The organism is Rhodoblastus acidophilus (assembly GCF_009720655.1).
Classification (GTDB): Bacteria; Pseudomonadota; Alphaproteobacteria; order Rhizobiales; family Beijerinckiaceae; genus Rhodoblastus; species Rhodoblastus acidophilus_A.
In genome coordinates this window covers 1-21,414 of sequence record NZ_WNKS01000008.1, presented here as the reverse complement: position 1 = coordinate 21,414, position 21,414 = coordinate 1, and the positions used below count along the sequence as shown (strand labels likewise).

The 21,414-nt window shown below is 64.3% G+C and carries 21 protein-coding genes; 18 read left to right on the top strand and 3 right to left on the bottom strand.

Annotation, left to right across the window (positions count from 1 at the left end):
* The first annotated feature begins 80 nt into the window (after positions 1–80).
* The 14 genes from GJ654_RS10635 to GJ654_RS10570 all read left to right on the top strand — a co-directional run bounded on the left by GJ654_RS10635 (position 81) and on the right by GJ654_RS10570 (position 16,905).
* Complete coding sequence (locus tag GJ654_RS10635) at positions 81–701, top strand: MotE family protein (protein ID WP_155446138.1); 621 nt, start codon at positions 81–83, stop codon at positions 699–701.
* Positions 698–1,396 (top strand): flagellar basal body L-ring protein FlgH, encoded by a 699-nt coding sequence (gene flgH, locus GJ654_RS10630; protein ID WP_264586211.1) that lies wholly within the window; start codon positions 698–700, stop codon positions 1,394–1,396. The genes GJ654_RS10635 and flgH overlap by 4 nt, the downstream gene beginning before the upstream one ends.
* A gap of 10 nt (positions 1,397–1,406) precedes the next feature.
* Positions 1,407–1,925, top strand: coding sequence for a flagellar basal body-associated FliL family protein (locus GJ654_RS10625; RefSeq protein WP_155446137.1), 519 nt, complete (start codon positions 1,407–1,409; stop codon positions 1,923–1,925).
* Positions 1,922–2,683 carry a flagellar type III secretion system pore protein FliP gene (gene fliP, locus GJ654_RS10620; RefSeq protein ID WP_155446136.1) on the top strand — a complete coding sequence of 254 codons (762 nt, stop codon included), beginning with the start codon at positions 1,922–1,924 and terminating at the stop codon, positions 2,681–2,683. The genes GJ654_RS10625 and fliP overlap by 4 nt, the downstream gene beginning before the upstream one ends.
* 402 nt (positions 2,684–3,085) lie before the next feature.
* A complete protein-coding gene (locus tag GJ654_RS10615) occupies positions 3,086–4,015 on the top strand; it encodes a flagellin (RefSeq protein WP_196305509.1) in 930 nt (309 codons plus the stop codon).
* 127 nt (positions 4,016–4,142) lie between these two features.
* The gene (locus GJ654_RS10610) at positions 4,143–6,596 is read left to right on the top strand and encodes a tetratricopeptide repeat protein (protein WP_155446134.1); all 2,454 of its coding nucleotides are present in this window, start codon (positions 4,143–4,145) and stop codon (positions 6,594–6,596) included.
* Between the two features lie 73 nt (positions 6,597–6,669).
* Positions 6,670–7,275, top strand: coding sequence for a class I SAM-dependent methyltransferase (locus GJ654_RS10605; RefSeq protein ID WP_155446133.1), 606 nt, complete (start codon positions 6,670–6,672; stop codon positions 7,273–7,275).
* Between the two features lie 307 nt (positions 7,276–7,582).
* On the top strand, positions 7,583–9,208 hold the full coding sequence (locus tag GJ654_RS10600; RefSeq protein WP_155446132.1) for a tetratricopeptide repeat protein: 1,626 nt from the start codon (positions 7,583–7,585) through the stop codon (positions 9,206–9,208).
* Positions 9,209–9,310: 102 nt separating this feature from the next.
* Positions 9,311–10,954, top strand: a complete 1,644-nt coding sequence (gene fliF, locus GJ654_RS10595; protein WP_155446131.1) for a flagellar basal-body MS-ring/collar protein FliF — start codon at positions 9,311–9,313, stop codon at positions 10,952–10,954.
* Positions 10,951–11,760, top strand: a complete 810-nt coding sequence (locus GJ654_RS10590; protein ID WP_155446130.1) for a hypothetical protein — start codon at positions 10,951–10,953, stop codon at positions 11,758–11,760. Before fliF ends, GJ654_RS10590 begins: the two co-directional genes overlap by 4 nt.
* Positions 11,753–12,916 carry a flagellar motor protein MotB gene (locus tag GJ654_RS21590; RefSeq protein ID WP_264586212.1) on the top strand — a complete coding sequence of 388 codons (1,164 nt, stop codon included), beginning with the start codon at positions 11,753–11,755 and terminating at the stop codon, positions 12,914–12,916. The genes GJ654_RS10590 and GJ654_RS21590 overlap by 8 nt, the downstream gene beginning before the upstream one ends.
* On the top strand, positions 12,913–14,637 hold the full coding sequence (locus tag GJ654_RS10580; RefSeq protein WP_155446129.1) for a hypothetical protein: 1,725 nt from the start codon (positions 12,913–12,915) through the stop codon (positions 14,635–14,637). Before GJ654_RS21590 ends, GJ654_RS10580 begins: the two co-directional genes overlap by 4 nt.
* 17 nt (positions 14,638–14,654) lie before the next feature.
* A complete protein-coding gene (locus tag GJ654_RS10575; RefSeq protein ID WP_155446128.1) occupies positions 14,655–16,382 on the top strand; it encodes a flagellar hook-length control protein FliK in 1,728 nt (575 codons plus the stop codon).
* Positions 16,318–16,905: a transglycosylase SLT domain-containing protein gene (locus GJ654_RS10570; protein ID WP_425540383.1), complete on the top strand. Its 588-nt coding sequence runs from the start codon at positions 16,318–16,320 to the stop codon at positions 16,903–16,905. Before GJ654_RS10575 ends, GJ654_RS10570 begins: the two co-directional genes overlap by 65 nt.
* Before the next feature lie 83 nt (positions 16,906–16,988).
* On the opposite strand, the gene GJ654_RS10565 is transcribed toward GJ654_RS10570, so the two are convergent.
* The gene (locus GJ654_RS10565; RefSeq protein ID WP_155446127.1) at positions 16,989–17,267 is read right to left on the bottom strand and encodes a hypothetical protein; all 279 of its coding nucleotides are present in this window, start codon (positions 17,265–17,267) and stop codon (positions 16,989–16,991) included.
* Positions 17,268–17,745: 478 nt separating this feature from the next.
* On the opposite strand from GJ654_RS10565, the gene GJ654_RS10560 reads away from it, so the two are divergent.
* Entirely contained in the window at positions 17,746–18,417 is a 672-nt protein-coding gene (locus GJ654_RS10560) for a response regulator transcription factor (protein WP_155446126.1), read from the top strand.
* A gap of 272 nt (positions 18,418–18,689) precedes the next feature.
* Here the strand turns inward: GJ654_RS10560 and GJ654_RS10555 are convergent, their stop codons facing one another.
* Both GJ654_RS10555 and GJ654_RS10550 read right to left on the bottom strand, forming a co-directional pair.
* The gene (locus GJ654_RS10555; RefSeq protein WP_155446125.1) at positions 18,690–19,136 is read right to left on the bottom strand and encodes a hypothetical protein; all 447 of its coding nucleotides are present in this window, start codon (positions 19,134–19,136) and stop codon (positions 18,690–18,692) included.
* Positions 19,137–19,148: 12 nt separating this feature from the next.
* The gene (locus GJ654_RS10550) at positions 19,149–19,487 is read right to left on the bottom strand and encodes a hypothetical protein (protein WP_155446124.1); all 339 of its coding nucleotides are present in this window, start codon (positions 19,485–19,487) and stop codon (positions 19,149–19,151) included.
* 152 nt (positions 19,488–19,639) lie between these two features.
* Here GJ654_RS10550 and GJ654_RS10545 point away from each other — a divergent pair, with 152 nt between their 5' ends.
* The 3 genes from GJ654_RS10545 to GJ654_RS10535 all read left to right on the top strand — a co-directional run bounded on the left by GJ654_RS10545 (position 19,640) and on the right by GJ654_RS10535 (position 21,135).
* Positions 19,640–20,002, top strand: a complete 363-nt coding sequence (locus GJ654_RS10545) for a hypothetical protein (protein ID WP_155446123.1) — start codon at positions 19,640–19,642, stop codon at positions 20,000–20,002.
* Between the two features lie 63 nt (positions 20,003–20,065).
* Complete coding sequence (locus GJ654_RS10540; protein ID WP_155446122.1) at positions 20,066–20,344, top strand: hypothetical protein; 279 nt, start codon at positions 20,066–20,068, stop codon at positions 20,342–20,344.
* On the top strand, positions 20,341–21,135 hold the full coding sequence (locus GJ654_RS10535; RefSeq protein ID WP_264586214.1) for a DUF1217 domain-containing protein: 795 nt from the start codon (positions 20,341–20,343) through the stop codon (positions 21,133–21,135). The genes GJ654_RS10540 and GJ654_RS10535 overlap by 4 nt, the downstream gene beginning before the upstream one ends.
* Positions 21,136–21,414 lie beyond the last annotated feature (279 nt).

Genomic DNA, 21,414 nt, shown 5'->3' with positions numbered 1-21,414 from the left:
AGGCGGGAAGCGGTAAATGATTTGCGCCAGCGCGGCGCAAGCTTGCAGGGCGACAGTGCGGGCGAAGGAAGACCCGCTCCATGACACCCCCAAACCTCCTTGCTGTCTTTCTCGCCTGCGCCCTCGCCGGTGCGCCGGCCCTCGCCGCGGAGCATGGCGGCGGCGGCGACCACGGCGGCGCCGGTGGCGAGGAAAAGAAGAAAGAGCCGCCCAAGACCGAGCCCGACATGCCGGGTTTGCGAAAAGTGCAGCTGAGAAAACCGCTGCCGCCGCAGCCCAAGCCGCCTGTGGTCGAGGGCGTGAAGGGGGTCGAGAATTTCTGCGGCGCCGTCGCCAGCTCCGCCGCCGCGACCCGCCTGTCCTGGCAGGAGGAACGCGTCAAGGCGCTTCAGGCGCAGATGGTCGCCAAGATCGCGGAGCTCGAGGCCAAGCAGGCCGAGGTGCGCGACTGGGTGCGCAAGCGCGAGGAGCTCTTGGCGCGCGCCAATGAGAGTCTCACCGCGATCTACTCAAAAATGAAACCCGAGGCGGCGTCGGCGCAGATTTCCGCCATGGACGACGATTCGGCCACCGCCATCCTGCTCAAGCTCAAGCCCGCCGTCGCCAGCGCGGTGCTGGGAGAGATGAGCGCCGAGCGCGCCGCGCGCCTCAGCGACCTGCTGTCAGGCGCCGCCGCCAAATCCGACGAGAAAAAATCGTGAAACGCCTTGCTCTCGCGCTCGCCCTTGCTCTCCTGGCCGGCGGTTGCGCTCGAAAACCCGACCTGTTCCAGGAGCCGAGCATGTCGCCGGTCGGCAGCGGTTTTGTCGCGCGCACCGATCCCGCCGTGATGAACATCGACATGCCCAGGGCCAGCACCGGCAGTTCGCTGTTCCAGGACGGCGCCGCCAACCTGTTCACCGATTCGCGCGCCTCGAAAATCGGCGACGTCATCACCGTGAGCATTTACATCAATGACAAGGCGACCTTCGGCAACACCAGCGGGCGCTCGCAAACGGCGCAGGAAACCGGCGGCTTCGACTGGACGTTCGGCCTGGATTCGGCGACCCACAAGGTCAACGCCGCCGGCGACATCAACGCGTCGTCGTCCTCGAACGGACAGGGCAGCATCGATCGTTCCGAAAAGATCCAGCTGGCGGTCGCGGCCGTGGTGACGCGCGTTCTGCCCAACGGCAATCTGGTGATCAGCGGCACGCAGGAGGTGCGGGTCAATTTCGAGATGCGGCAATTGGAGATCGCCGGCATCGTCCGTCCCCGCGACATCAGCGCCAACAACCTGATCTCCTACGACAAGATCGCCGAGGCGCGCATTTCCTACGGCGGCAAGGGCCGAATCATGGACGTCCAGCAGCCCTCCTGGGGGCAGCAGATTTTCGACGCCGCAAAGCCATTCTGACGGAGCGAGCATGGCGGAGAAAAAGCCGAAGCCGCAGGACAAGGATGCGGGCAAGGAAAAGGGCGGCATGAGCATGGCGCAGAACGCCATCGGCTTTGTCGTGGCCGGCGTGATCGCGGGCGGCGTCGGCGCGGGCGTCGGCATGATGAACAAGCCCGCCGCTCATGCGCCGCCCGCCAGCGAGGGCGCCAAACCCGGCGAACGCAGGGAAGAGGCCAGGGAGGCGCCCGTCGTGCATATGGGCAGCGTGGACGTGCCGCCCGCCGTCACCAATCTGGCCTCGCCCAAGGAGGTCTGGGTGCGAATCGAAGGGGCGATCCTGTTCGAGGGCAAGACCCTGCCGCGCGGCGACGCGCTGGCGGCGGAAATCTCCGCCGACATCCTCGCCTTCCTGCGCACGCAGACGCTCGAGCAGATCCAGGGCGTCGCCGGACTCGAACATCTGCGCTCCGACATCAACGAACGGGTGCAGACGCGTTCGCAGGGCGCCGTCAAGAAATTCATCATCAAGGCGCTGGTGGTGCAATGATTCGCCGTTTTCTGCCGCTTGTCCTCGTTCTCGCCTCCGCCGCGACCGCTTTCGCCGCGCCGGGGGGCGCCCCCGCCGCGCCGCCTTCGAGCGATCTCGCGGCCGCGCTCAATTCCATCGGCGGCCTCGCGAGCGGCCGGATCATCCAGCTCGTCGCCTTGCTTACGGTGCTGTCGCTGGCGCCGGGCCTGCTGATGATGGTGACCAGTTTTACGCGATTCGCGGTCGCCCTGTCGTTCCTGCGCTCCGGCATAGGCTTGCAGAGCACGCCCGCCAATCTCGTGCTGATCAGCCTCGCCTTGTTCATGACCTTCTTCGTCATGGCGCCGACCTTCGACAAGGCTTGGAAGGACGGCGTGAAGCCGATGATGGACAACCAGATCACCGAGGAACAGGCCTTTCCCAGAATCGTCGAACCGTTCCGCGCGTTCATGGCGAATCAGACGCGCGAGAAGGACTTGCGCATGTTCGAGGATCTCTCGAAGGGCTCATTCGAGATCACGGATCGCAGCAAGGCGGATCTCCGCGTGCTGATTCCCGCCTTCATGATTTCGGAGTTGCGGCGCGGCTTCGAAATGGGTTTTCTGATTCTGCTGCCGTTCCTGATCATCGACATGATCGTGGCGACGCTGACCATGTCGATGGGCATGATGATGCTGCCGCCGTCGATGATCTCGCTGCCGATGAAGCTGTTGTTTTTCGTGCTGATCGACGGCTGGAACATGTTGATCGGGAGCCTGGTGCGCTCCGTGAATTGAACGCGTGCGCCGCGACGGCAGGGTTAAAACGTCTGATACGGTTTCCGCAAGATCGCTTCGCGATCCGCGAAAACGAAATCGCGCGGAAATCCTCCAGGCGAAGGGCGGATTTCCGCGCGAGCGGAATACGATTTCCGAATTGATTCTTCGGAAATCGTCTGACCCGCTCGGCGGGCCTGCGCGTCGAAGACCCAAAAAAACAAAGGCGTTCCTGGCGTTTAACTGGAAAATGCGGAACCAGCCAGAAATTAACGCCTTGGCAATTATTCCCGGATAGGTTGCGAACCATGCACAACGGGTTGAGCCCACCAGAGGCTCGAAGGCATGACGCCGTCTCCGTTGTTCCGGTCAGCCCGAGATGTTCCTCAACATGATTTCAACGCCCCACAGGAACAGTTCACCATGCCCTCCATTCTCACGAACGCCTCTGCTCTGACTGCGCTGCAAAACCTCGCCAACACGCAGAAGTCTCTCGCCACGACCCAGGAGCAGCTCTCCACCGGCCTCGCTGTTGGCAGCGCCAAGGACAACGGCGCCTACTGGTCGATCGCCCAGACGATGAACTCCGACAATGGCGCCCTGGGCGCGGTCGGCTCGTCGCTGAAGACCACTTCGGCGATGCTGGCGAACTTTACCTCTGGCATCAAGGCGGCGATCTCGGTCGTCAACAAGATCAAGGCCGACCTCGTTCTCGCTGAAGACCCGACCCAGGATCTCGCGAAAATCCAGGAAGACATCAAGGCCCAGCAAAATTCCTTGATTCAGATCGCCAACGGCGGGACCTTCAATGAACAGAACTGGATGAACGGCACCGTCACAGGCACGGCCAATGCGTCCGTCAGCAGCACGATCACCCTGGTCGGCGGCTACACGAATGACGGCGGCGTCCAGACGATCAGCACCGCAGGCTCGGACATCAATCTGTTCATTGGCGTGGCCTCGGACATTGCTTCGGCCACGGGCGGCATTCTGGGCGGCACGCCCACTGCCGGCGGCACCGGCTCGGTGCTTGGCACCGGCGCCTTCGACGTGACGGTCTCTTCGGCGCAGTCGCAAATCGAGGACATGCTGACGTCGATCAACAACACGATCTCGCTGCTTGAAACCTCCGCGAGCTCCGTCGGCTCGGTCGAGACGCAGGTCAGCACGCAGGCGACCTTCGTCTCCGCCATGCAGGCGAATCTCTCCAACGGCATTTCCGCCCTTGTCGACGCCGACATGAACCAGGTTTCGACCCGGTTGCAGGCGCTGCAGACCCAGCAGCAACTTGGCGTTCAGTCGCTGTCGATCGCCAACCAGTCGACCCAGATGATCCTGAAGCTCTTCCAGTAATCAGCTTCAGGTTTTTCAAGGAAACCGCGCCTTCACAGGCGCGGTTTTTTTTGCTTTCTGGCGCCAGCCCCGCGCCAGCTTGACCTGCTCTCTTGCGTTTGCGCCACGCGCAAGTCAGGAGATCGGCATGCAAGCTTCCCTCAGCCAAAAGGACGACGTCGCGGATACGTCCCTGTCTCCGGATGACATCGTTCGGCAGAGCTTTGAGCTGGCGAAGGCCGCCCACGACCAGGGCAGGCTGGAAGAGGCCGAGGCGCTTTATCGCGCCATTCTCTCCTGTCGTCCCGATCACGCCGACGCCCTGCATGGCATGGGCGTGCTGGCGTTTTCGGCCGACCGGCCCGATGTCGCGGAGGCGTTCATCGGCGCGGCGGTGAAGTTGCGCCCTCACCCGACCTTTTTCAACAATCTCGGTCTGGTGCGCCTCGCGCTCAAGCGGCCCCATGACGCCCTGGCCAGCATCTATCGGGCGCTCGAATTGCGCGCGACCTATCCGGAAGCGTATGAGGCGCTTGGCAATGTCCAGATCGCCCTCGGCCAGCGCCGCGAGGCGGTCGCAAGCTACGAACGAGCCATCGAAATGAAACCGCGCCGGGCGACGGCGCACGCCAATTTAGCCAAGGCGCTCGTCGATATCGGCGACATCGAGGGGGCGCAGGCCGCATGCCGGTTGGCCATCGAGATCAATCCGGATTTGGCCGAAGCCCATAATACATTGGGCAACATCTTGCGCATTCGCCGCGATGTCGACGCCGCGCGCGACCATTTCAATCGGGCGCTGACGCTGCGGCCGGCCTTTGCCGAAGCCTACAACAACCTTGCGGTGCTTCTGCTCGGTGAAAACGAGTTCGAAGAGGCGATGAAAAATGCGCGCTGCGCGCTTGTCTGCGACGAGGGGATGGCGGCCGCGTGGGCGACCGCCGGCGCCATTCTGCTGAACCAGGATCGATACCCCGAAGCCGTCGAATATTTTGAAAAGTCGCTGAAGCTCGACGCCCGTTACATTCCCGCCTACAACAATCTTGGTTGCGCGCTGCTGAAGCTGGACAATATCGAAAAGGCCGTCGAGGCCTTTGAAAAAGCGATCGAACTCTCGGAGGAGGGGCTTCGCGCGGCCGGCTATTACCATCTTGGCACGGAATTGATCAATCGGGAACGACCCGAAGCCGGATTGGAGAAGCTTGAAAGGGCGCTCCGCGCAAAGGGCGATTTCGGGGCCGCGCAGATCAACAAGGGCTTCGCGCTGCAACGGTTGGGGCATACGGAAGAAGCTTGCCATGCTTATGGACGGGCGATCGAACTCGCTCCGGAACTTGCCGCCGGCCACAGCAACAAGCTCATGGCCATGCAATACCTGGATGATTACAGCAACGAGGACTGTCTCGCCGCGGCGCGGGCCTTCGGCCGCGCATTCGCGCGCGAGACCGATTCAAGCTTCCCCGGTCGGGATCGTTCACCTGAGCGGCGATTGCGCATCGGCTACGTGTCCGGGGACTTCAGCGCCCATCCCGTGGGTTTCTTCACTTATGGCGCCCTGACGCGGCACGACCATGAACGTTTCGAGATCTATTACTACAGCAACTGCCAGAAGCACGACACCGTCACTGGAGGGTTCAAGGCCACGGCGGATCATTGGCGTGATATCACCAAGCTCAGCGACGCCGAAGTCGTCAAGACGATTCAAGCGGACGACATCGATATCCTGATCGATCTTTCCGGTCACACCGACAAGACGCGAGTCCATGTTTTCGGGACGCGCATGGCGCCGGTGCAGGTTCACTGGATCGGCTTCACCGGCACCATCGGATTGCCGACGATCGACTACATCATCCTGGATCCGATTTCGGCCCCCGAAGGGTCCGATCGCTTCTACCAGGAGGCGATCGTTCGCCTGCCGCATGGACGGTTTTGCTACACGGCCATCGCCCCCAACGAGCCGTTGCGGGACCCGCCATGCCTGCGCAATGGCTATGTGACATTCGGCTGCTTCAACAACATCACGAAAGTCGGCCCAAATGTCATCGCGCTCTGGGCGCGCATCATGAAGCAGACGCCGCATTCGCGCTTGATCCTCAAGTCCAAGACGCTCGTCCATTCCGGCGTTCGCGACCCGATCATCGCCGCCTTCGAAGCGGCGGGAATCTCCGCCGACCGCATCGAGACGCGGGAGGCCAGCTCCTATCTCGCCATGCTGCGCGAGCACAATGACGTCGATATCGCGCTCGATCCCTTCCCCTTCGGCGGCGCCACAATCACCAGCGAATGTCTTTTCATGGGGCTCCCCGTCATCACCCTGCCCGGAGACAGGCTCGCCTCCCGTCAGACTTTGGCTTTCCTCCGTCCGATGGGACATGAGGAATTCGTCGCGGATTCGATGGATGATTATGTCGCGAAAGCCGTCGCTCTCGCGAAAGATCCGGAGCGGCTTCGTCGCCTGCGTCCGGAAATCCGCAGAGCGCTTCTGGACGCGCCCTTCAGCGATGGCCCTCGATTCGTTCGCGACCTGGAACTTGCGCTGCGGATGATGTGGCGCCGGTTTGCTGAAGGCGAGCCTCCCGCGCCTTTCGACATTGGCGCGTGATGCGTTTGTTGGATTCAAGCGATGCGCGATCGATCTGGCCCTTGAGCGGCGCCGAACCTGAAAGGATGAACCGATGAAAAAGTTCTTGCACGTCGGATGCGGACCCGCGCAAAAAGAGCACACCACGCGGACGTTCGCCAGCCACGACTGGCAGGAGATTCGCTTCGACATCGACGCCCGCGCGCGCCCGGACATCGTGGGCACGATGACGGATATGGCGGCTGTCGAGGACGCGAGTGTCGATGCGGTTTTCTCCGCGCACAACATCGAACATCTCTTTCCACACGAGGTGCCGAGGGCGCTCAAGGAATTCTTGCGCGTTCTCAAACCCGATGGTTTCGCCGTCATCGCCTGTCCCGATCTGCAGTCGGTTTGCGCTCTCGTTTCCGATGGCCGATTGCTTGAACCCGCCTATATTTCGGCGGCGGGACCGATTTCGCCCATGGATATCCTGTACGGGCTGCGCCCAGCGTTGGCTTCGGGCAACCATTACATGGCGCACAAGTGTGGCTTCACCGAAAAGGTTCTGGCGACCGAACTGTTCACGGCGGGATTCGCCTCAGTCGCACATATGCGCCGCGCCGCGGCTTTTGATCTTTGGGTGTTGGGCGCCAAGACGCAAATGACCAGCGATACGCTTGGAGAGCTTGCTCGCTCGCATTTCCCGGTGGCGGCTTGAAGCGCTTGTCTGCCCTTTTTTCGCTGTAAAGGGCGGAGCAGGCATCCTCGCGCAAGTTTGGTCGTCGATGACGCGGTTGCGAAAATGATCTTTCGTTGGACCTGGGCATGAGCGCCAGCGAACAATCGGACCGTTTGATTTCAAACCTCCTTGCGCTGCCGACCCGTCGAACCAGACGATCCTGACGCTGTTGCAGTCATCCGGACCTTCGCTCCAAACATCCAGGCCGCGCTCGAAAGGGTGCGGCTTTCCGCTTTTCGAGGCCTCCCTCAGCCTCACGCCAGCTTGCCGTGGTTGTTTTCGTCGCATGCGTTCGAAAACCCAATCGCGGCGTTCCCTGGCGCGCCCCTCTCAACGCGGCGCCGCCAAAAGCGCGCCGGAAGACCTCTATCGTCGCGGCATGGCCGAACAGGCGGCCGGCCGCCTCGACGCCGCCATCGCCCTGCTCGACCAGGCGCTCAGGCTGCGTCCCGACTTTCCCGAAGCCCTTTGCGCCGGCGGGTGTATTTTGCAACGCAAGGGTCACGCGGCGGGCGCGCTGGCGTTTTACAATCGCGCGCTGGAGCTGAAGCCCGACGACGCGGTCAGCTGGTTCAACAGCGGCGTCCTGCTGCTGGAGCATGAGAATGCGCAGGAGGCGCTTGTGCGCCTCGAACGCGCCTGCAAGCTGCGGCCGAACCACGCCGGCGCGCAGTGCAATCGCGGCTCCGCCTATTTCGCCCTGGGCCGGTCTGAGGAGGCGATTGAGGCTTACCGGCGCGCCATCGCCCTGGACGGCGCCATGGCCAACGCCCATCTCAATCTCGGCAATGCGCTGATGCGCCTGGGACAATATGGCGAAGCGCGCCAGTGTTATCTGCGCGCCGTGGCGCGGCGATCGGATTATGTGCTGGCTTACTGTGGGCTCGGCATCGTCAACAAGGAGCTCGGCCTGTTCGATGAGGCGATGCTGGCGTTCGACAGGGCGCTGGACCTCGAACTGGATTCGGCGGAGGGACAGAGCAACCGGGGCTGCCTGCAATTGCTGCTCGGCGACTTCGCCCAGGGGTGGGAGGGCTACGAATACCGTTGGGACAAAGGCAAGCGCCCGGTTCCGATCTCGTCCGCCCGATTCGACCTCGCCGATCCCGAAGGCCTCGCGGGGCGGAAAATCCTGGTGGTCAATGACCACGGCCTCGGCGACACCATCCAGTTCTTTCGCTACATCGTTCTGCTCGCCCGCGCCGGCGCCGATGTGACCTTCGCCGGGCCGGCAAAAATGCGCCGGCTGCTCGCGTCCAGCGGCGCCGAGATCGGCTGGCGCGACGAACAGGACCTCGCCGGGGATTTTGATGCGACGCTGGCCATCAGCAGCCTGCCGCGCGCCTGCGCCACACGGCTCGAGTCGATTCCGGCGCCTGTGCCTTATCTGCGCGCCGAACGCGAGCGCGTGGCGCTTTGGCGCGACCACATGGCCGGCGCCGCGCCGAAAATCGGACTGTGCTGGCGGGGAAATGTCGATTTTCGCGTGGATCCGCGCCGGTCGATTCCGCCAGGCAAACTTTCGCCCTTGACCAGGGCGCCGGCGGCGCGGTTTTTCTGCCTGCAGAAAGACCCCGGCGCAGACGAATTGCCGCCGGAACTGGCGGCGCGCGTCACGCTGTTCGGCGATGCGTTCGACGCCGGCCCGGACGCCTTCATCGACACGGCGGCGGTGATGGCCAATCTGGACCTCATCATCACCTGCGACACCTCCATCGCCCATCTGGCGGGCGCGCTCGGCCGACCGGTCTGGGTGGCGTTGCGCCACATTTCCGAATGGCGCTGGATGAACGAGCGGACGGATTCGCCCTGGTATCCGACCATGCGGCTGTTCCGTTGCCCTGAAGGCGACGACTGGGCCGCGCTGTTCGAAACCATCACGGACGAAATCGCCCGGACATTTCGCGCGTGACGGCGGTTTGTCCGGCCAGCTCTCAAACGTTGAGCCAAAACCTCCGCGCAAGTTTGGCCTCCGATGATGCGGATCGAAAATGAACTTTCGTTGGAATAGGGTATGAGCGCCCGCGAACAATTCGACAGATTGATTTCAAACCTGCTTGCGCTCGGGCCGCGTCGCCTGTCGCTGCTGGCGGCGATCGGCGTCATCGTCTTCGGACTTATCGGCGTCGCCGCCTATTATCTCAGCCGCCCCACCAACGAGATCCTCTACGCCGGCCTCGACAAGCAGGACGTCACCCGCATCGGCGGCGCGCTCAAGGAGGCTGGGGTGACGTTCGACGTCTCCGCCGACGGCGCCACCGTCTATGTGGGCTATGGCGACACCGCCCGCGCCCGCATGCTGCTCGCCGAGCAGGGCCTGCCGCGCTCCGGCGGCACCGGCTATGAACTGTTCGACAAGCTCGGTTCGCTCGGCCTCACCTCGTTCATGCAGGAGGTGACCCGGCTGCGCGCCCTTGAGGGCGAGTTGGCGCGCACCATCCAGACCATGCGCGGCGTCAAGGCGGCGCGCGTGCATCTGGTCATGCCCGACGAAGGCTCGTTCCGGCGCGCCAAGCAGCCGCCGTCCGCCTCCGTCGTTTTGCGCACGGAAGGCCAGGACAATGCGATGATCGCCCAGGCGGTCCGCCATCTCGTCGCCTCCTCCATCCCGAGCATGACCGTCGATCAGGTGACCGTGCTCAATGTCGATGGCACGTTGCTGGCGTCCGGCTCCGACGGCGCCGACGCCGGCCCGGGCAAGATGCTTTCGCTGGAGAAAAGCGTTTCGGCCGAGATCCAGAACAACATTCGCCGGACTCTGGCCCCCTATCTCTCGCTGCGAAATTTTCAGATCAGCGTCGCCGCGCGGCTGAACACCGATCGCAAGGAGACGACGCAGACCACCTACGATCCCGATTCGCGCGTCGAGCGCTCCGTGCGCACGATCAAGGAGACGCAGAATTCGCAGAACTCCTCCACGCAGTCGCCGACCTCGGTGGGCCGCAACGTGCCGCAGCCGAATTCCTCGTCCGGCGACGGCAAACAGGCCAATGAGGAAAGCAACAAGAAGGAGGAGCTGACCAATTTCGAGCTGTCCTCCAAGGTCACCAATACCGTCTCTAACGGCTATGCGGTGGAGAACCTGTCCGTCGCCGTGCTGATCAACCGGCAGGGCATCGCCGCGACGCTCGGCGACAAGGCGACGCCGGAGGCGATCGACAAGCAGGTGGCAGAAATTGAGCAATTGGTGTCGTCCGCGGCGGGTCTCCGAAAAGAGCGTGGCGACGTGATAAAAATTTCGGCGGTGGATTTCGTCGACAGCGGCAAGGAGCTGGAGCCCTCGCCGCCGCTCGGGATCGTCGACGTGCTGCTGCGCCAGTTCGGCAGCATCATGACGGCGCTCGCCTTGCTCGGCGTCGCGGCGCTCGTCGTGTTCGTCGGTCTGCGTCCGGCGACCCGCGCCCTGATCGAACTGCGCGAGCCCATCGCCGGCGAGGGCGCGCTGGCGCTCGCCGGCGGCGCGGGCGTCCTCGGCGCCGACGGCAAGATCGAGCCCAACCTGATCGGCGAAAGCGCCGAGGAGCAGGCGCTCCTTGAAGATCTGAACCTGAAGCGCGGACGCAGCCCGCAGAAGCGGTTGGAACAGATGATCGAACTCGATGAGGCCCAGGCGGCCGCAATTCTCAAACAATGGATCCGTCACGGAGAGCGCGCATGAAGCCGGTTCCGTTCGCCGAATATCTGGCGCGACAGCAGTCGTCCTCCGTAGTCGAGACGGCGCCGTCGCTGCCTTGGCCGCCGCCGCGCAAGCGCACGGCGGATGAACAGGCGGCGCGAGTGTCGCCGCTGCTGCGCAGGAAGGAGCCGGCGCCGGACGTCGTCGCGGATGAGCCGCGCACGACCGCCGCCGCTGCGTCGCCGAAGCTCGAACAGAGCATGCTCAAGGCGTTCGAGGAGGGCCGCGAGGCGGCGCGGCGCGAATGGGCGGAGGAGCGCGCCCGTCTGGAGAGCAGCCGGACGCTGGAGTTCGCGCGCGAACGGGCGAAATGGCAGCAGGAGGAGGGCCAGCGGCTGGTGGAGGCGCATCGCGCGGCCATCGCCGATTTCGAGACCCGGTGCGCGCAGGCCGTCGCCAACATCCTCAAGCCCTTCCTGACGCAGGCGGTGATCGCGCGCGTCACCGATTCGCTCGTGCAGAACATCGAGGTTCTCTTCTCCTCGCGCCGGCGCTCGCTGTTCGAGATCAGCGGCCCCCAGGATTTGCTCGATGCGCTGAAGGAGAAATTCGCGGATCAGCAGGCGTCGATCGCCTATTCGCTGAGCGACGGGCTCGACGTGCGCGTGCGCGTCGACGACACCGTCATCGAAACGCAGCTCGGCGCCTGGATGCAGGCGCTCGGCGCGCTTCCCGCCGACCCCGAGGCGCCGGCCGAAAAGCCTCCGGCCCGCCGCCGGAGCCGCGCCAGAAGCCAGGACGCCAGCCAGGATGTGACCCAGATCGCCGGGAGCGCGCCGGGTGAGTGAAGACGCCGAACAACAGGAAATCATCATCGTCCGACGTCATGGCCCCCATGAGGATGGCCATCACGGCGGCGCCTGGAAGATCGCCTACGCCGACTTCGTCACGGCGATGATGGCGTTCTTCCTGGTGCTGTGGATTCTCAACTCGACCAACAAGGACAGCCAGACCATCATCGCCCGCTATTTCAACCCGGTGAAGATGGAGGATTTCGCCAAGAACAAGCGCGGCATCCGCGACGAAAAGCCCACCGACGACAAGCCGCCTGTGAACGAGGGCGAGCCCGACAAGGCGCCGCCCCAGGGGCAGCAGCAGGGCAAGATGGAGCAGAAGGGCAAGGAGCCGCTCAAGGACATCAACGCCAAGGCGCTGATGAACGAGGACACGCTGTTCCAGAATCCCTATGCCGCCCTGGAGCAGATCGCCGGCAAGGCGCCGGTTGAAAGGAAGAACAAGCAGGGATCGGCCGCCGAAGCCGGGTCGGCGGACGCCTATCGCGATCCGTTCCGCGCCGCCGAGGGCGCCGCCGATGACGCCGAAGAGGCGGAGGACGAGACGCCGCCGGCCCCGCCCGCCGCCGCGAAAATCGAGGCGCCCGCCAAGGCGGAGGGCGCCAAGCCCGGTCAGAAGGCGGCGCAGGCCTCGGCCCAGACGCCCGCCCAAGCCGGCGCCGAGGCCGCGCAGGAGGCGGCCGACAAGGCCGATGCGGAGGCGCTGCAAAAACAGCTCGCCGCCGTAGCCAAGGAAGAGATCGGCGAGGTTCAGCCCAGGTTCGAGGTCAAGGCCACGCGCGAGGGCCTGCTGATCAGCCTGACCGACAACGACAAGTTCGGCATGTTCGAGCTCGGCTCCTCGCAGCCCAATCCGAAAATGGTTCATCTCATGGAGCGCATCGCGCGCATGCTCAAGAACCGGCCGGGCGGCGTGGTGCTGCGCGGTTTCACCGACGCGCGCCCGTTCCGCAATGGGGCCTCCGACAATTGGCGGCTCTCGGCGTCCCGCGCGCAGATGGCGCAATTCATGCTGATTCGCGGCGGTCTCGACGCCGCGCGCCTGGAGCGGATCGAGGCCTATGCCGACCGCAAGCCGATGAATGCGGCTAAGCCCGAGGCCGCTGAAAACCGTCGCATCGAAATCCTGCTGCGCAAGGCGTCGTCATGAAGCTGCCGAAGTTCTCCCTGCCCAAAATTTCGCTGCCGAAAATATCCGCGCCGAAAATCTCTCTGCCGAAAATTTCCGCGCCAAAATTTTCGCTGCCGAAGTTTTCCAGAAAGAAGAAGCCCGCCAAGGCCGCCGAGGTCGCTGAACAGACGCCGGAAGGCGAAGACAATGCCGAGGCGCCGCGAAAAGGGCTGAAGCGCTTCATTCCGAGGCTGAAGGGCAAGGCTCGCATCCTTGTGCCCGCGGCGGCGGCGCTGCTGCTGCTCCTCGGCGGCGGAGGCGGCGGCTATTATGTCTGGAGGATGATGCAGGCGCCGCCGCAAGGCGAGACGCAGACCGCGGCGCCGGAGGGCGGCGGAGCGGACAAGGGCGCCGTCCAGCAGGTCGAGGGCGCACCCCCCGAGGCGGGGGCCGCGCCGAAGGCGAACGAAGCCCATGGCGACGCCGGCACGCCGGTCGTGAAGGAGGCTGCGAAGGAGAGCGAGGCCGCCGCCGGCGGGCATGAGAAAGCCCCGGAAGGCGGGGGTGGGGGGCACGAGGGCGGCGGCCATGGAGGCGGGGCCGGCGGCAAGGAGGGCGGCAAGCAGAAGGTGGCGATCGCGCCGCTGCCTTTGCCTTCGCCGCCCGGCGAGATCGAGATCATGGTGCGCCGCCTGCAGGACCTGCAGGAAAAAGTCTCCGCCGGCGACGGCGAAGCCTTCAAGGAAATGCCCAAGCATTTGCGCAGGCTCGGCCGCGCCATTTTCGAGGCGCCGCCCGAAACCTGGGAAAAGAAAGAGAATGCGCGCGCCCTGATCGTCTATTTGTTGAGCGGCGGCAATCCGACCGCCGGGCGCAAGGCGATGGCGTCGCAAAAACTTCCCGCCTCGGACGCGCCAATCGTCAAGGCGGCGTTGGCCTATCTCGAAAATGTCGAGGGTCCGGACCGGGACGTGATGCTCACACTCGATCCGCTCACGCTCGATCCGTCGCTTGGCGCCTCCGTGGCTTTTGTCCAGTCCGTCCTGATGACGCCGCGCGACCGGGATGGCGCTCTCGCCAAGCTCGACATCGCGCGCCTGCTCGCGCCCGGCGGGCTGGTGGAGGAGGCGGCGTTGCGCCGCGAGGTGGGCCTGCTCGCGGAGGCGCGGCAATATGAAAAATTCGCCTCGCTCGGGCGGCAATATTGGGCGCGGTTCCGCGCCTCGCCCTATGCGGAGAATTTTCTGCGGCAGTTCATGCTCGGCGTCGCGCGCGTCGCCGTGTCGATCAAGGCGTCGGAATGGAGCCAGCTCAACGCCTTCGTCGAAAGCCTCACGCCAGAAACCAAGCGCAATATCTATCTGACGGTGGCGCAGAACGCTTCGGTGGTCGGCAATGTCGATCTGGCGCGGATGGCGGCGCAACGCGCGCGCGACCTGAGCCCCGAGGAGTCGCAGGAGCGTCAGCGCGCGATCGTCTATGGCGCGCTGGCGGCCGTCGGCGACGCCGATCCGGCGCGCAGCGGGCGTCTTCTTGATGGGGTCGACCGGGAAAAACTGCCGCCGGGCGACCAGCCGCTCTATGACGCGGCGGCCTATGTTTCCGGGCGCATTTATCGCGGGCCGGCCAAGGGGTTCAAGGAAGCGCCCCCAGGCGAGGCCAATGCTGTCGACGCCGATCTGGCGCGGGCGGAAAAGCTTTTGGCGCAGGGCGACGCGGTGATCGACAGCGCGAGGAAGACCATGGCGAGGCAAAGATGATGAGGACCGCGGAGGCAATGGTGCAAGACGCCGGCGGCGCGCTGGCGCTGTCGCGCAAGACGTCGCGGGACGATCTTGCCGATGTCGCCGCCTTCGACGCGGCGCTGGCGCAAACCGCCGACGAGGCCGATCTCTCAATGTCGTCGGCCGACCTTGGGGGCGCGGGGACATCCGCGACGGCTGGCGGCGATGGCGCCGCCTCCTGCCTCTCGCAACTGCTCGTTCAGGATTTCGCGCCGAAAGCGTCTTCGCTTGCCGCCGGGGACCGGCTGGTCAGCCGCATCGCGGTCGCCTGGCTCGACGCGACGGCGGCGCCCGCGTCCGTTTCCGTTCAGGCCGGCCAGAGCGACGCGCCGACCCTTGCGTCCACCGCCTTAACCACCGCCTCAACCACCGCCGAAGCGCAAGCGCCGGCGACGCCGCTCGCAACCGCAAGCGCGGTTTCGCCTGCCTTGCTCGCCGGAGCGGTGGGGCAGGGGAAAGCGGCGGCTACGGCTCAGCCGACACAGGCGCCTGCGAATGCAGCGATCGCGGCGCAACCCGCGTCGCCTGTTCCCGCCGTCGATGCGCCCGCGAAAATTTCGGCGACCACGTCCCGCCAGGACCCGGTTGCCCAGCTCAACCCTCCAAGGCCGCAGTCCGACATTTTCGACGCCGCCATCGCTCCAGCGCAGGCGCCGGCGAATGGGACGGATGCGCGCGACAGCGATCTGGGATCGGACGCGTCCGCCCCCCCGTCTTCAGCCCCGGACCCTTCCGCCACCGTGGCGATTTCGACGCCGGTTCAGGTTCCCGACCCCACTGTCGTGGCGGCCCAGCCGGTGTTCACGCCGCCGCAGGCCGCGGCGCAAATCGCACAAGCGTTCGCCTCGCCTGCTCCCGCCGCGTCGCTCGCCAGCGCGCCCGCCACGACTTCGGCGTCCGATTCCGTGGCCCGCATCGGCGCCGCCCTGTCGAGCGCCGCCAGGACCAGGGCGGACGCGACGCCCGCGGCGCAGGAGCCCGAGACGACGTCGGTCCACGTGGTGGCGCAGCAAAGCTGGCTGCCTCCGGTCGATCCCAGGCTCAGCGGCGGCGCCCCGTCGCATTCATATTCCGGCAAGAACTCCGGCTCCGCGCCGGGTGAAAACGCGCCCAATGAAAAGGGGCAGGGCGCCGAGCCGCTCCTGTCCTTCGCGCAGGCCGCGCCGGCGAATCTCACCACGGCGGCGCCGCCGTCTTCCGCTTCGGGCGCGGGTCCCGTGCAGGCTTCGGCCTCTTCGGCTTCGACGCAACTTCGCGACCTGCCATCGGCTCCCACGCCAGCGGTGCGCCGCGATCTCGAGATCACGCTGACGCCGCAGGACCTCGGCGGCCTCCAGGTCAAGCTGAAAAGCTCCGGAGACCGGCTGGAGCTGTCGTTCGTCGCCGATCGCGGCGAAACCGCCCGCATGATCTCCGACAAGAGCGCCGCGCTCGAAAGCCAGCTCCACGACGCCGGCATCGGCCTCGGCGGCGTGGCGATCAGTTCGAGCGCCGCAGGCATGTCCGGCGACGCCCCATCGGGCGGCGCGCAAGGCGGGCAGGAGCCGTCGGCGCAAACGTCCGGCTCATCGTTCGGCGCCGCCGGCGGGCAGGAGGAGCCCGAAACGACGCGCCAGCGCCGGAATTTTTCCGGTCGCGAACCCCAGGACAGTACGAATGAACCGAGTGAAGTTTCCCGCGATGCGCGCGGCTCTGTCGGCGCTCGCGGTCTTTATCTGTAGCGCGGCGGTCGCGGAGCCGAAACTCGGCCCCTGCGAGCGCGAGATGGCGCGCGCCGCGCAGGCCGAAAACATTCCGCTCTACGTGCTCTATTCCGTGGGCCTCACCGAAACAGGCGCGCGCGGCCAGTTGCAGCCCCATGCGATGAACATCGACGGGGTCGCGGTCTCTTCGGCCAGCCTGCCGGAGGCGCTGGCGAAGTTCAGCGAGGCCAAGGCGCGCGGCGCGAAATTCATCGACATCGGCTGCATGCAGATCAATCACCGCTTCCACGGCAAGAATTTTTCCTCCCTGGCCGCCATGTTCGACGAGCGGCTCAATGTCGTCTATGCCGCGCGGTTCCTGAAAGAGCTGCGCGCGAGGGAAGCGAGCTGGACGCTTGCGGTGGCGCGCTACAACGCCGGGCCGGACAACAATTACGCGCAGAAGAAATATGTCTGCGCCGTGATCGCCAATATGGTGCGCAGCGGTTTTGGCGGCTGGACCGACACTGCGCGCAAATTTTGCGCGCCGGGCGGGGCTTGAAGCATTTTCGAGCGAAGCGGATGCCGGTTCGCGTGAAAAAAGCGCGCAAAAACAAAAACTGGAGCGCGATCGGCGCCTGAGGTTCACCGAACGCGTTCGCGGGCGAGCGCCTCGTCGATGGCGGCGTTGACCCGCGCCATCAGCCGCTCCGCGTCGGCGCGGGCGTCCGTCGGAACACGATCCGGATGGGCGGCGAGCGCCAGAGCCCGCCGCAGCCGGTAAAGCTCCTCCGCGCTTCTGGCGGCGACGATGTCGGCGGCGATCTCGCCAAAATCCGGAATTTTGTGCGTGATCGTCGCGATTTCGGGCTGATGTTCAGCATAGGCGCTGGCAATGGTCGCGGCGTCATACGGTTTCCGCAAGATCGCTTCGCGATCCGCGAAAACGAAATCGCGCGGAAATCCTTCAGGCGAAGGGCGGATTTCCGCGCGAGCGGAATACGATTTCCGAACTGATCCTTCGGAAATCGTATCATACCCGTCGCAGCAGCAGTCCGCCCAGAGGCGCTCGACGCCTGCGACCGGGCGGAAGAAATCGTGCGCCTCGCCTTCCAGCGAGGCCAAAACCGACGCGAAATCGCCCTGGAGGGGCGAGGAAGCGGAACGCGCACGCATACGATACAACCGGAAGTTACGCGCGGCGCCTTGGGCGGTCACCGCAGACGTGGCGAGAATGCTCCGTAAAATATCAACGAAATCATAAGGAAGCGATCCTAGCCTGCCCTTTTATGGGACAGCTTCGCCGTTCTTAATGCTTCGTTAACCATATTACCACAACTTAAGCGTGTGTTCGCTGTGGCGCACGCGGGACGGAAATGGATTTTCGGGAACGGGGGATGGCATGTTCGTCATTGTGGATGATCGCGAGATCGTAAAGACTGGTTACGCGACCAGTTTTGACCGGGAAGGCGTGGCTTCGACGGGCCTGCGCCCGGATGAATTCGAGGAATGGGTGTCGGGCGCGAACAAACCCGATCTCCAGGCGGTCGAGGCTTTTCTCATCGGAGACTGCACGAACCGCGAGGCCTTTCCGCGCCTGATCCGCGAACGCTGCGTCGCGCCCGTGATCGCGCTCAACGACTCGCCGTCGCTGGAACAGACGCTGGAGCTGTTTGCCGCCGGCATGGACGATGTCGTGCGCAAGCCCGTTCATGTCCGTGAGATCATGGCCCGCGTCGGCGCCATCCGTCGCCGCAAGGAGACGTCTCCCGAATACAAGATCGTTGGCGAAATGCGCGTCTATTTCGACGGACGCGACCCCGAAGTCGGGGGAACCGCCCTGCCGCTGCCGCGCCGCGAACGCCGCATCCTCGAATATCTGGTTCAGAACCAATCGAAGCGGGTGACAAAGACTCAGATTTTCAATGCGATCTATGGCCTTTTTGACGATGAGGTCGAGGAGGATGTGGTGGAAAGTCACATCAGCAAGCTGCGGAAAAAACTGCGTCACCGCCTGGGCTACGACCCCATCGATTCCAAGCGCTACCTCGGCTACTGCCTGACGCTCAATTGAAGCGACAAAACCCGTTTGCGAAAGGCCGCGCCTCCCCCGCGCGGCCTTTTGCTTGTCTATTAAAGCGCGCTTCCGGTTCAAGCGGCGCGGCGCCAGCTTGGACGCCAGCGCGCTGACTCCTGGCTCGGCGTCGAAGGATGTGAAACGCGCGATGGCGTCGTTGCAGGCCGGTATAACCGGACCTGGCGGAACGACGCGACGTCCCCGACGCTAGCTTTTTTGTTTCTGCGCGTTTTCTTCACGCGAACCGGCATCCACTTCGCTCGAAAACGCTAATCCTTGATGGCGTAGAATTTTCCGCGCAGCTCGATGATCTGCCGCCGCGTGGCTGGCATGGGGCCGCCTGGCAGCATGCGTGCGCCCAGCATGTTTTGACGTCTCCATATGATCCGGAAGGCGAAAATGCTCTCGTTTTCGTCGTCGAAAAGGTGGAAGATCTCGGGCGCCTCGCAATCGCGCGCCAGCCGCAGGCGCAAGCCGCCGATGGAGCGGTCGAGAATCGAGGTTTCCACCACAAAGCCATTGGCGCGATCCAGGACCTTGCCGGAGCGCAGGCGTGTCCGCCGCCGTGGCGCGCTTCGGCGTTCGTCCTTGCGGGCGGCCGGCCCGGTCGAGAGCACGCTGTAGGTGACGTCAGCGTGCGGTTTGCGCCAGAACAGATCGAAAATGGAGCGCCGGCTGAGCGGAATTTTCTCTGCGGTCAGATCACGCGGGGCCATGGGGCGCTCTGGTCACGCCGCCGGCTGAAGCTGGCGAAACTGGTCGCGAAGGTCGGCGAAGGTGTTGCGCATCATGTCCTTCTGCGAATCGTCCGCCCTTTCGCCGATGCCGTCGCGTCTCGACTCGTCGCAGGTTTTGAGCTTGGCGACGACGTCGGCGAAGCTGAGGCAGGGTTTTTCGGCAATGGTGCGTTTCAGCGCGCCGATCAGGTCATAGGTCGATTGACGCTGCGATTCGGGCAGGGGGCCGGCGGCGGCGAATTGCATTTCAAGCAGGCGCAGGCGCAAAATCGCGGGGCTGTTCGCAACGACTACAATGTCGTCGGACGCAGAGAAACTGTTGGCGATCATGAGGTCGGCAGTCCTTCGGGCGGCTTTGGCGGGGTCATCCCGTCACCCTTATTGAAAATCCGAATCCTTTTGCGAAGCTTTCGCAGGAAACGAAAGCCTCGCGCCAGTTTTCACACGGAATGTGAGTCCGCCCAACAGGGAGGATTGATTCGATGCCCCACGAGATTCTCGAGTCCATGCGCGCGCTCCGGGAGGAGATGCGTCAACGCCTTCTCCAAGTTCCCGAATATCGCGCGCTCGTTTCGCTGGATCGCTCCATCAACGAGCTTTGCGACATTTTGCAGAACGCCATGCCGCAGCAGCCGATGCGCGCGGAATATGCTCAACCGGTCGCCGCGCCGGCGCCGGCGCCCGTCGCGGCCCCCGCCGCACAGTCCGTGGACGTCGCGCAACCGCGCGCCGGCGGCATCGCCAGCGCTTTCGCAGAAACCTTGGCCGCAAAGATGGACCAGCGCAATCTCGCCCGCGCCTCTGCCGTTTACGCGCCGCCGACACACCGCGCCCTGGGCGCGTGATCGCACGTATTTTCACGCGGAAGTTGAAGGGAAATTAACCGGGCTTGCGGAAGCTCCGTCCAGATGAACGGGACGGAAGCCGTGATGGAAAAGATCATCAATCGCCTGGAAACGATCCACCGCGCCTTGCGCAACGCGCCGATTCAGGGGCGAGGCGACATGCTGGTGGCCGATTCCGTGGCGCTCTGCCTGCGAGACCTCCACGCCATAGCGGCGCAGGCCTCCGTGGGAGAGCGGGCGCGCCGGCCCAGCCTGCGGCTGATCGATTGCGAGTCGGGTCCACACAAGTCCTTCGGTCTGTCGTTGACCTCGCGTGACCCCGTTGCGGAGACCCCGTCGTGACCACTTTCACAGATTACCTGCAAATCTCCACCCATCTTTCCCGCTACCAGAAGCTGACGGCCTCGGATCCCGTGGTTTCTCAGGCGACCAAATATTACAAAGCCAATATCGGCAAGATCACCAGCGCCGAGCAGTTGGTGAAAAACACGCGCCTGTTCAATTATGTCATGAACGCCTTCGGCCTCGGCGACATGACCTATGCGAAGAAAATGATCCAGACCGCGCTTGAGCAGGGTTTGTCCAGCTCCAAGGCGCTGGCCGTCAAGTTGAACAACTCCAAGATCACCGCGCTGGTGAAGGTTTTCGATTTCGCCACTCTTGGAAGCGCCACGACCCAGCAGACGGCGGCGCAGCAGGGCGTGGTCGACAAATACGTCATGCAAACCCTGGAGACCAACCAGGGGCAGACAAACCCCGGCGTGCAGCTGGCGCTGTATTTTCGCGATCATGCGTCGAGCATCACCGATGGCTACAGCGTTCTCGCGGACAGCAACCTGCTGAAAGTCGTGCAGACGACGCTGGGCATTTCCTCCTACACGTCGACGCAGAACGTCGACACACAGGCGGCGCGCTTCGACAAGCTGCTCAAATATACGGATTTCCAGGACAGCGCCAAGGTGCAGAAGTTCCTTGAGCGCTTCGCGGCGCAGTACGACGTTCAGAACCCGAGCGCGGGAACGTCGAGCGCAAGTTCCGTGCTCAGCCTGTTCAACTCGTCCGGCTCCTCTGCCGCCACAATGAGCGTCAGCACGCTGATGAGTTTGCAGAATCTCAAGCTCGGCGGTTACTGAACGACCCTCCCTCTCCCCTGGCTGGTCCGGCCGCCGACGCGGCCGGATTTTTTGTTCGTCCAGCCGGATCGTTCGCGCCGCCGGAACGCGGGCGATGCGTTAATATGCTGTTTTTATTAAAATTATTTCGTTGATGCTGGATTATTGCGTTTTTTTGTCATTTTCGGGTTGACGGTTCAGATTGGATGGCCGTATAAGCCACCCATCGACGGCGTCGCTGCCGGTCACTGGCGGCGGACGCTGACGCGTCTTCATCTGATCCTTGAGGGGGTTAGGCCG

Bases quoted from the DNA above. Each gene is read 5' to 3' on its own strand.
- GJ654_RS10610 (WP_155446134.1), top strand. From the start codon at position 4,143: ATGCAAGCTTCCCTCAGCCAAAAGGACGACGTCGCGGATACGTCCCTG.
- GJ654_RS10575 (WP_155446128.1), top strand. From the start codon at position 14,655: ATGGTGCAAGACGCCGGCGGCGCGCTGGCGCTGTCGCGCAAGACGTCG.
- GJ654_RS10540 (WP_155446122.1), top strand. From the start codon at position 20,066: ATGAACGGGACGGAAGCCGTGATGGAAAAGATCATCAATCGCCTGGAA.
- GJ654_RS10635 (WP_155446138.1), top strand. From the start codon at position 81: ATGACACCCCCAAACCTCCTTGCTGTCTTTCTCGCCTGCGCCCTCGCC.
- fliF (WP_155446131.1), top strand. From the start codon at position 9,311: ATGAGCGCCCGCGAACAATTCGACAGATTGATTTCAAACCTGCTTGCG.
- GJ654_RS10625 (WP_155446137.1), top strand. From the start codon at position 1,407: ATGGCGGAGAAAAAGCCGAAGCCGCAGGACAAGGATGCGGGCAAGGAA.
- GJ654_RS10550 (WP_155446124.1), bottom strand. From the start codon at position 19,487: ATGATCGCCAACAGTTTCTCTGCGTCCGACGACATTGTAGTCGTTGCG.
- GJ654_RS10605 (WP_155446133.1), top strand. From the start codon at position 6,670: ATGAAAAAGTTCTTGCACGTCGGATGCGGACCCGCGCAAAAAGAGCAC.
- GJ654_RS10570 (WP_425540383.1), top strand. From the start codon at position 16,318: ATGAACCGAGTGAAGTTTCCCGCGATGCGCGCGGCTCTGTCGGCGCTC.
- GJ654_RS10560 (WP_155446126.1), top strand. From the start codon at position 17,746: ATGTTCGTCATTGTGGATGATCGCGAGATCGTAAAGACTGGTTACGCG.
- GJ654_RS10615 (WP_196305509.1), top strand. From the start codon at position 3,086: ATGCCCTCCATTCTCACGAACGCCTCTGCTCTGACTGCGCTGCAAAAC.
- GJ654_RS10580 (WP_155446129.1), top strand. From the start codon at position 12,913: ATGAAGCTGCCGAAGTTCTCCCTGCCCAAAATTTCGCTGCCGAAAATA.
- fliP (WP_155446136.1), top strand. From the start codon at position 1,922: ATGATTCGCCGTTTTCTGCCGCTTGTCCTCGTTCTCGCCTCCGCCGCG.
- GJ654_RS10600 (WP_155446132.1), top strand. From the start codon at position 7,583: ATGCGTTCGAAAACCCAATCGCGGCGTTCCCTGGCGCGCCCCTCTCAA.
- GJ654_RS10555 (WP_155446125.1), bottom strand. From the start codon at position 19,136: ATGGCCCCGCGTGATCTGACCGCAGAGAAAATTCCGCTCAGCCGGCGC.
- GJ654_RS10545 (WP_155446123.1), top strand. From the start codon at position 19,640: ATGCCCCACGAGATTCTCGAGTCCATGCGCGCGCTCCGGGAGGAGATG.
- GJ654_RS10590 (WP_155446130.1), top strand. From the start codon at position 10,951: ATGAAGCCGGTTCCGTTCGCCGAATATCTGGCGCGACAGCAGTCGTCC.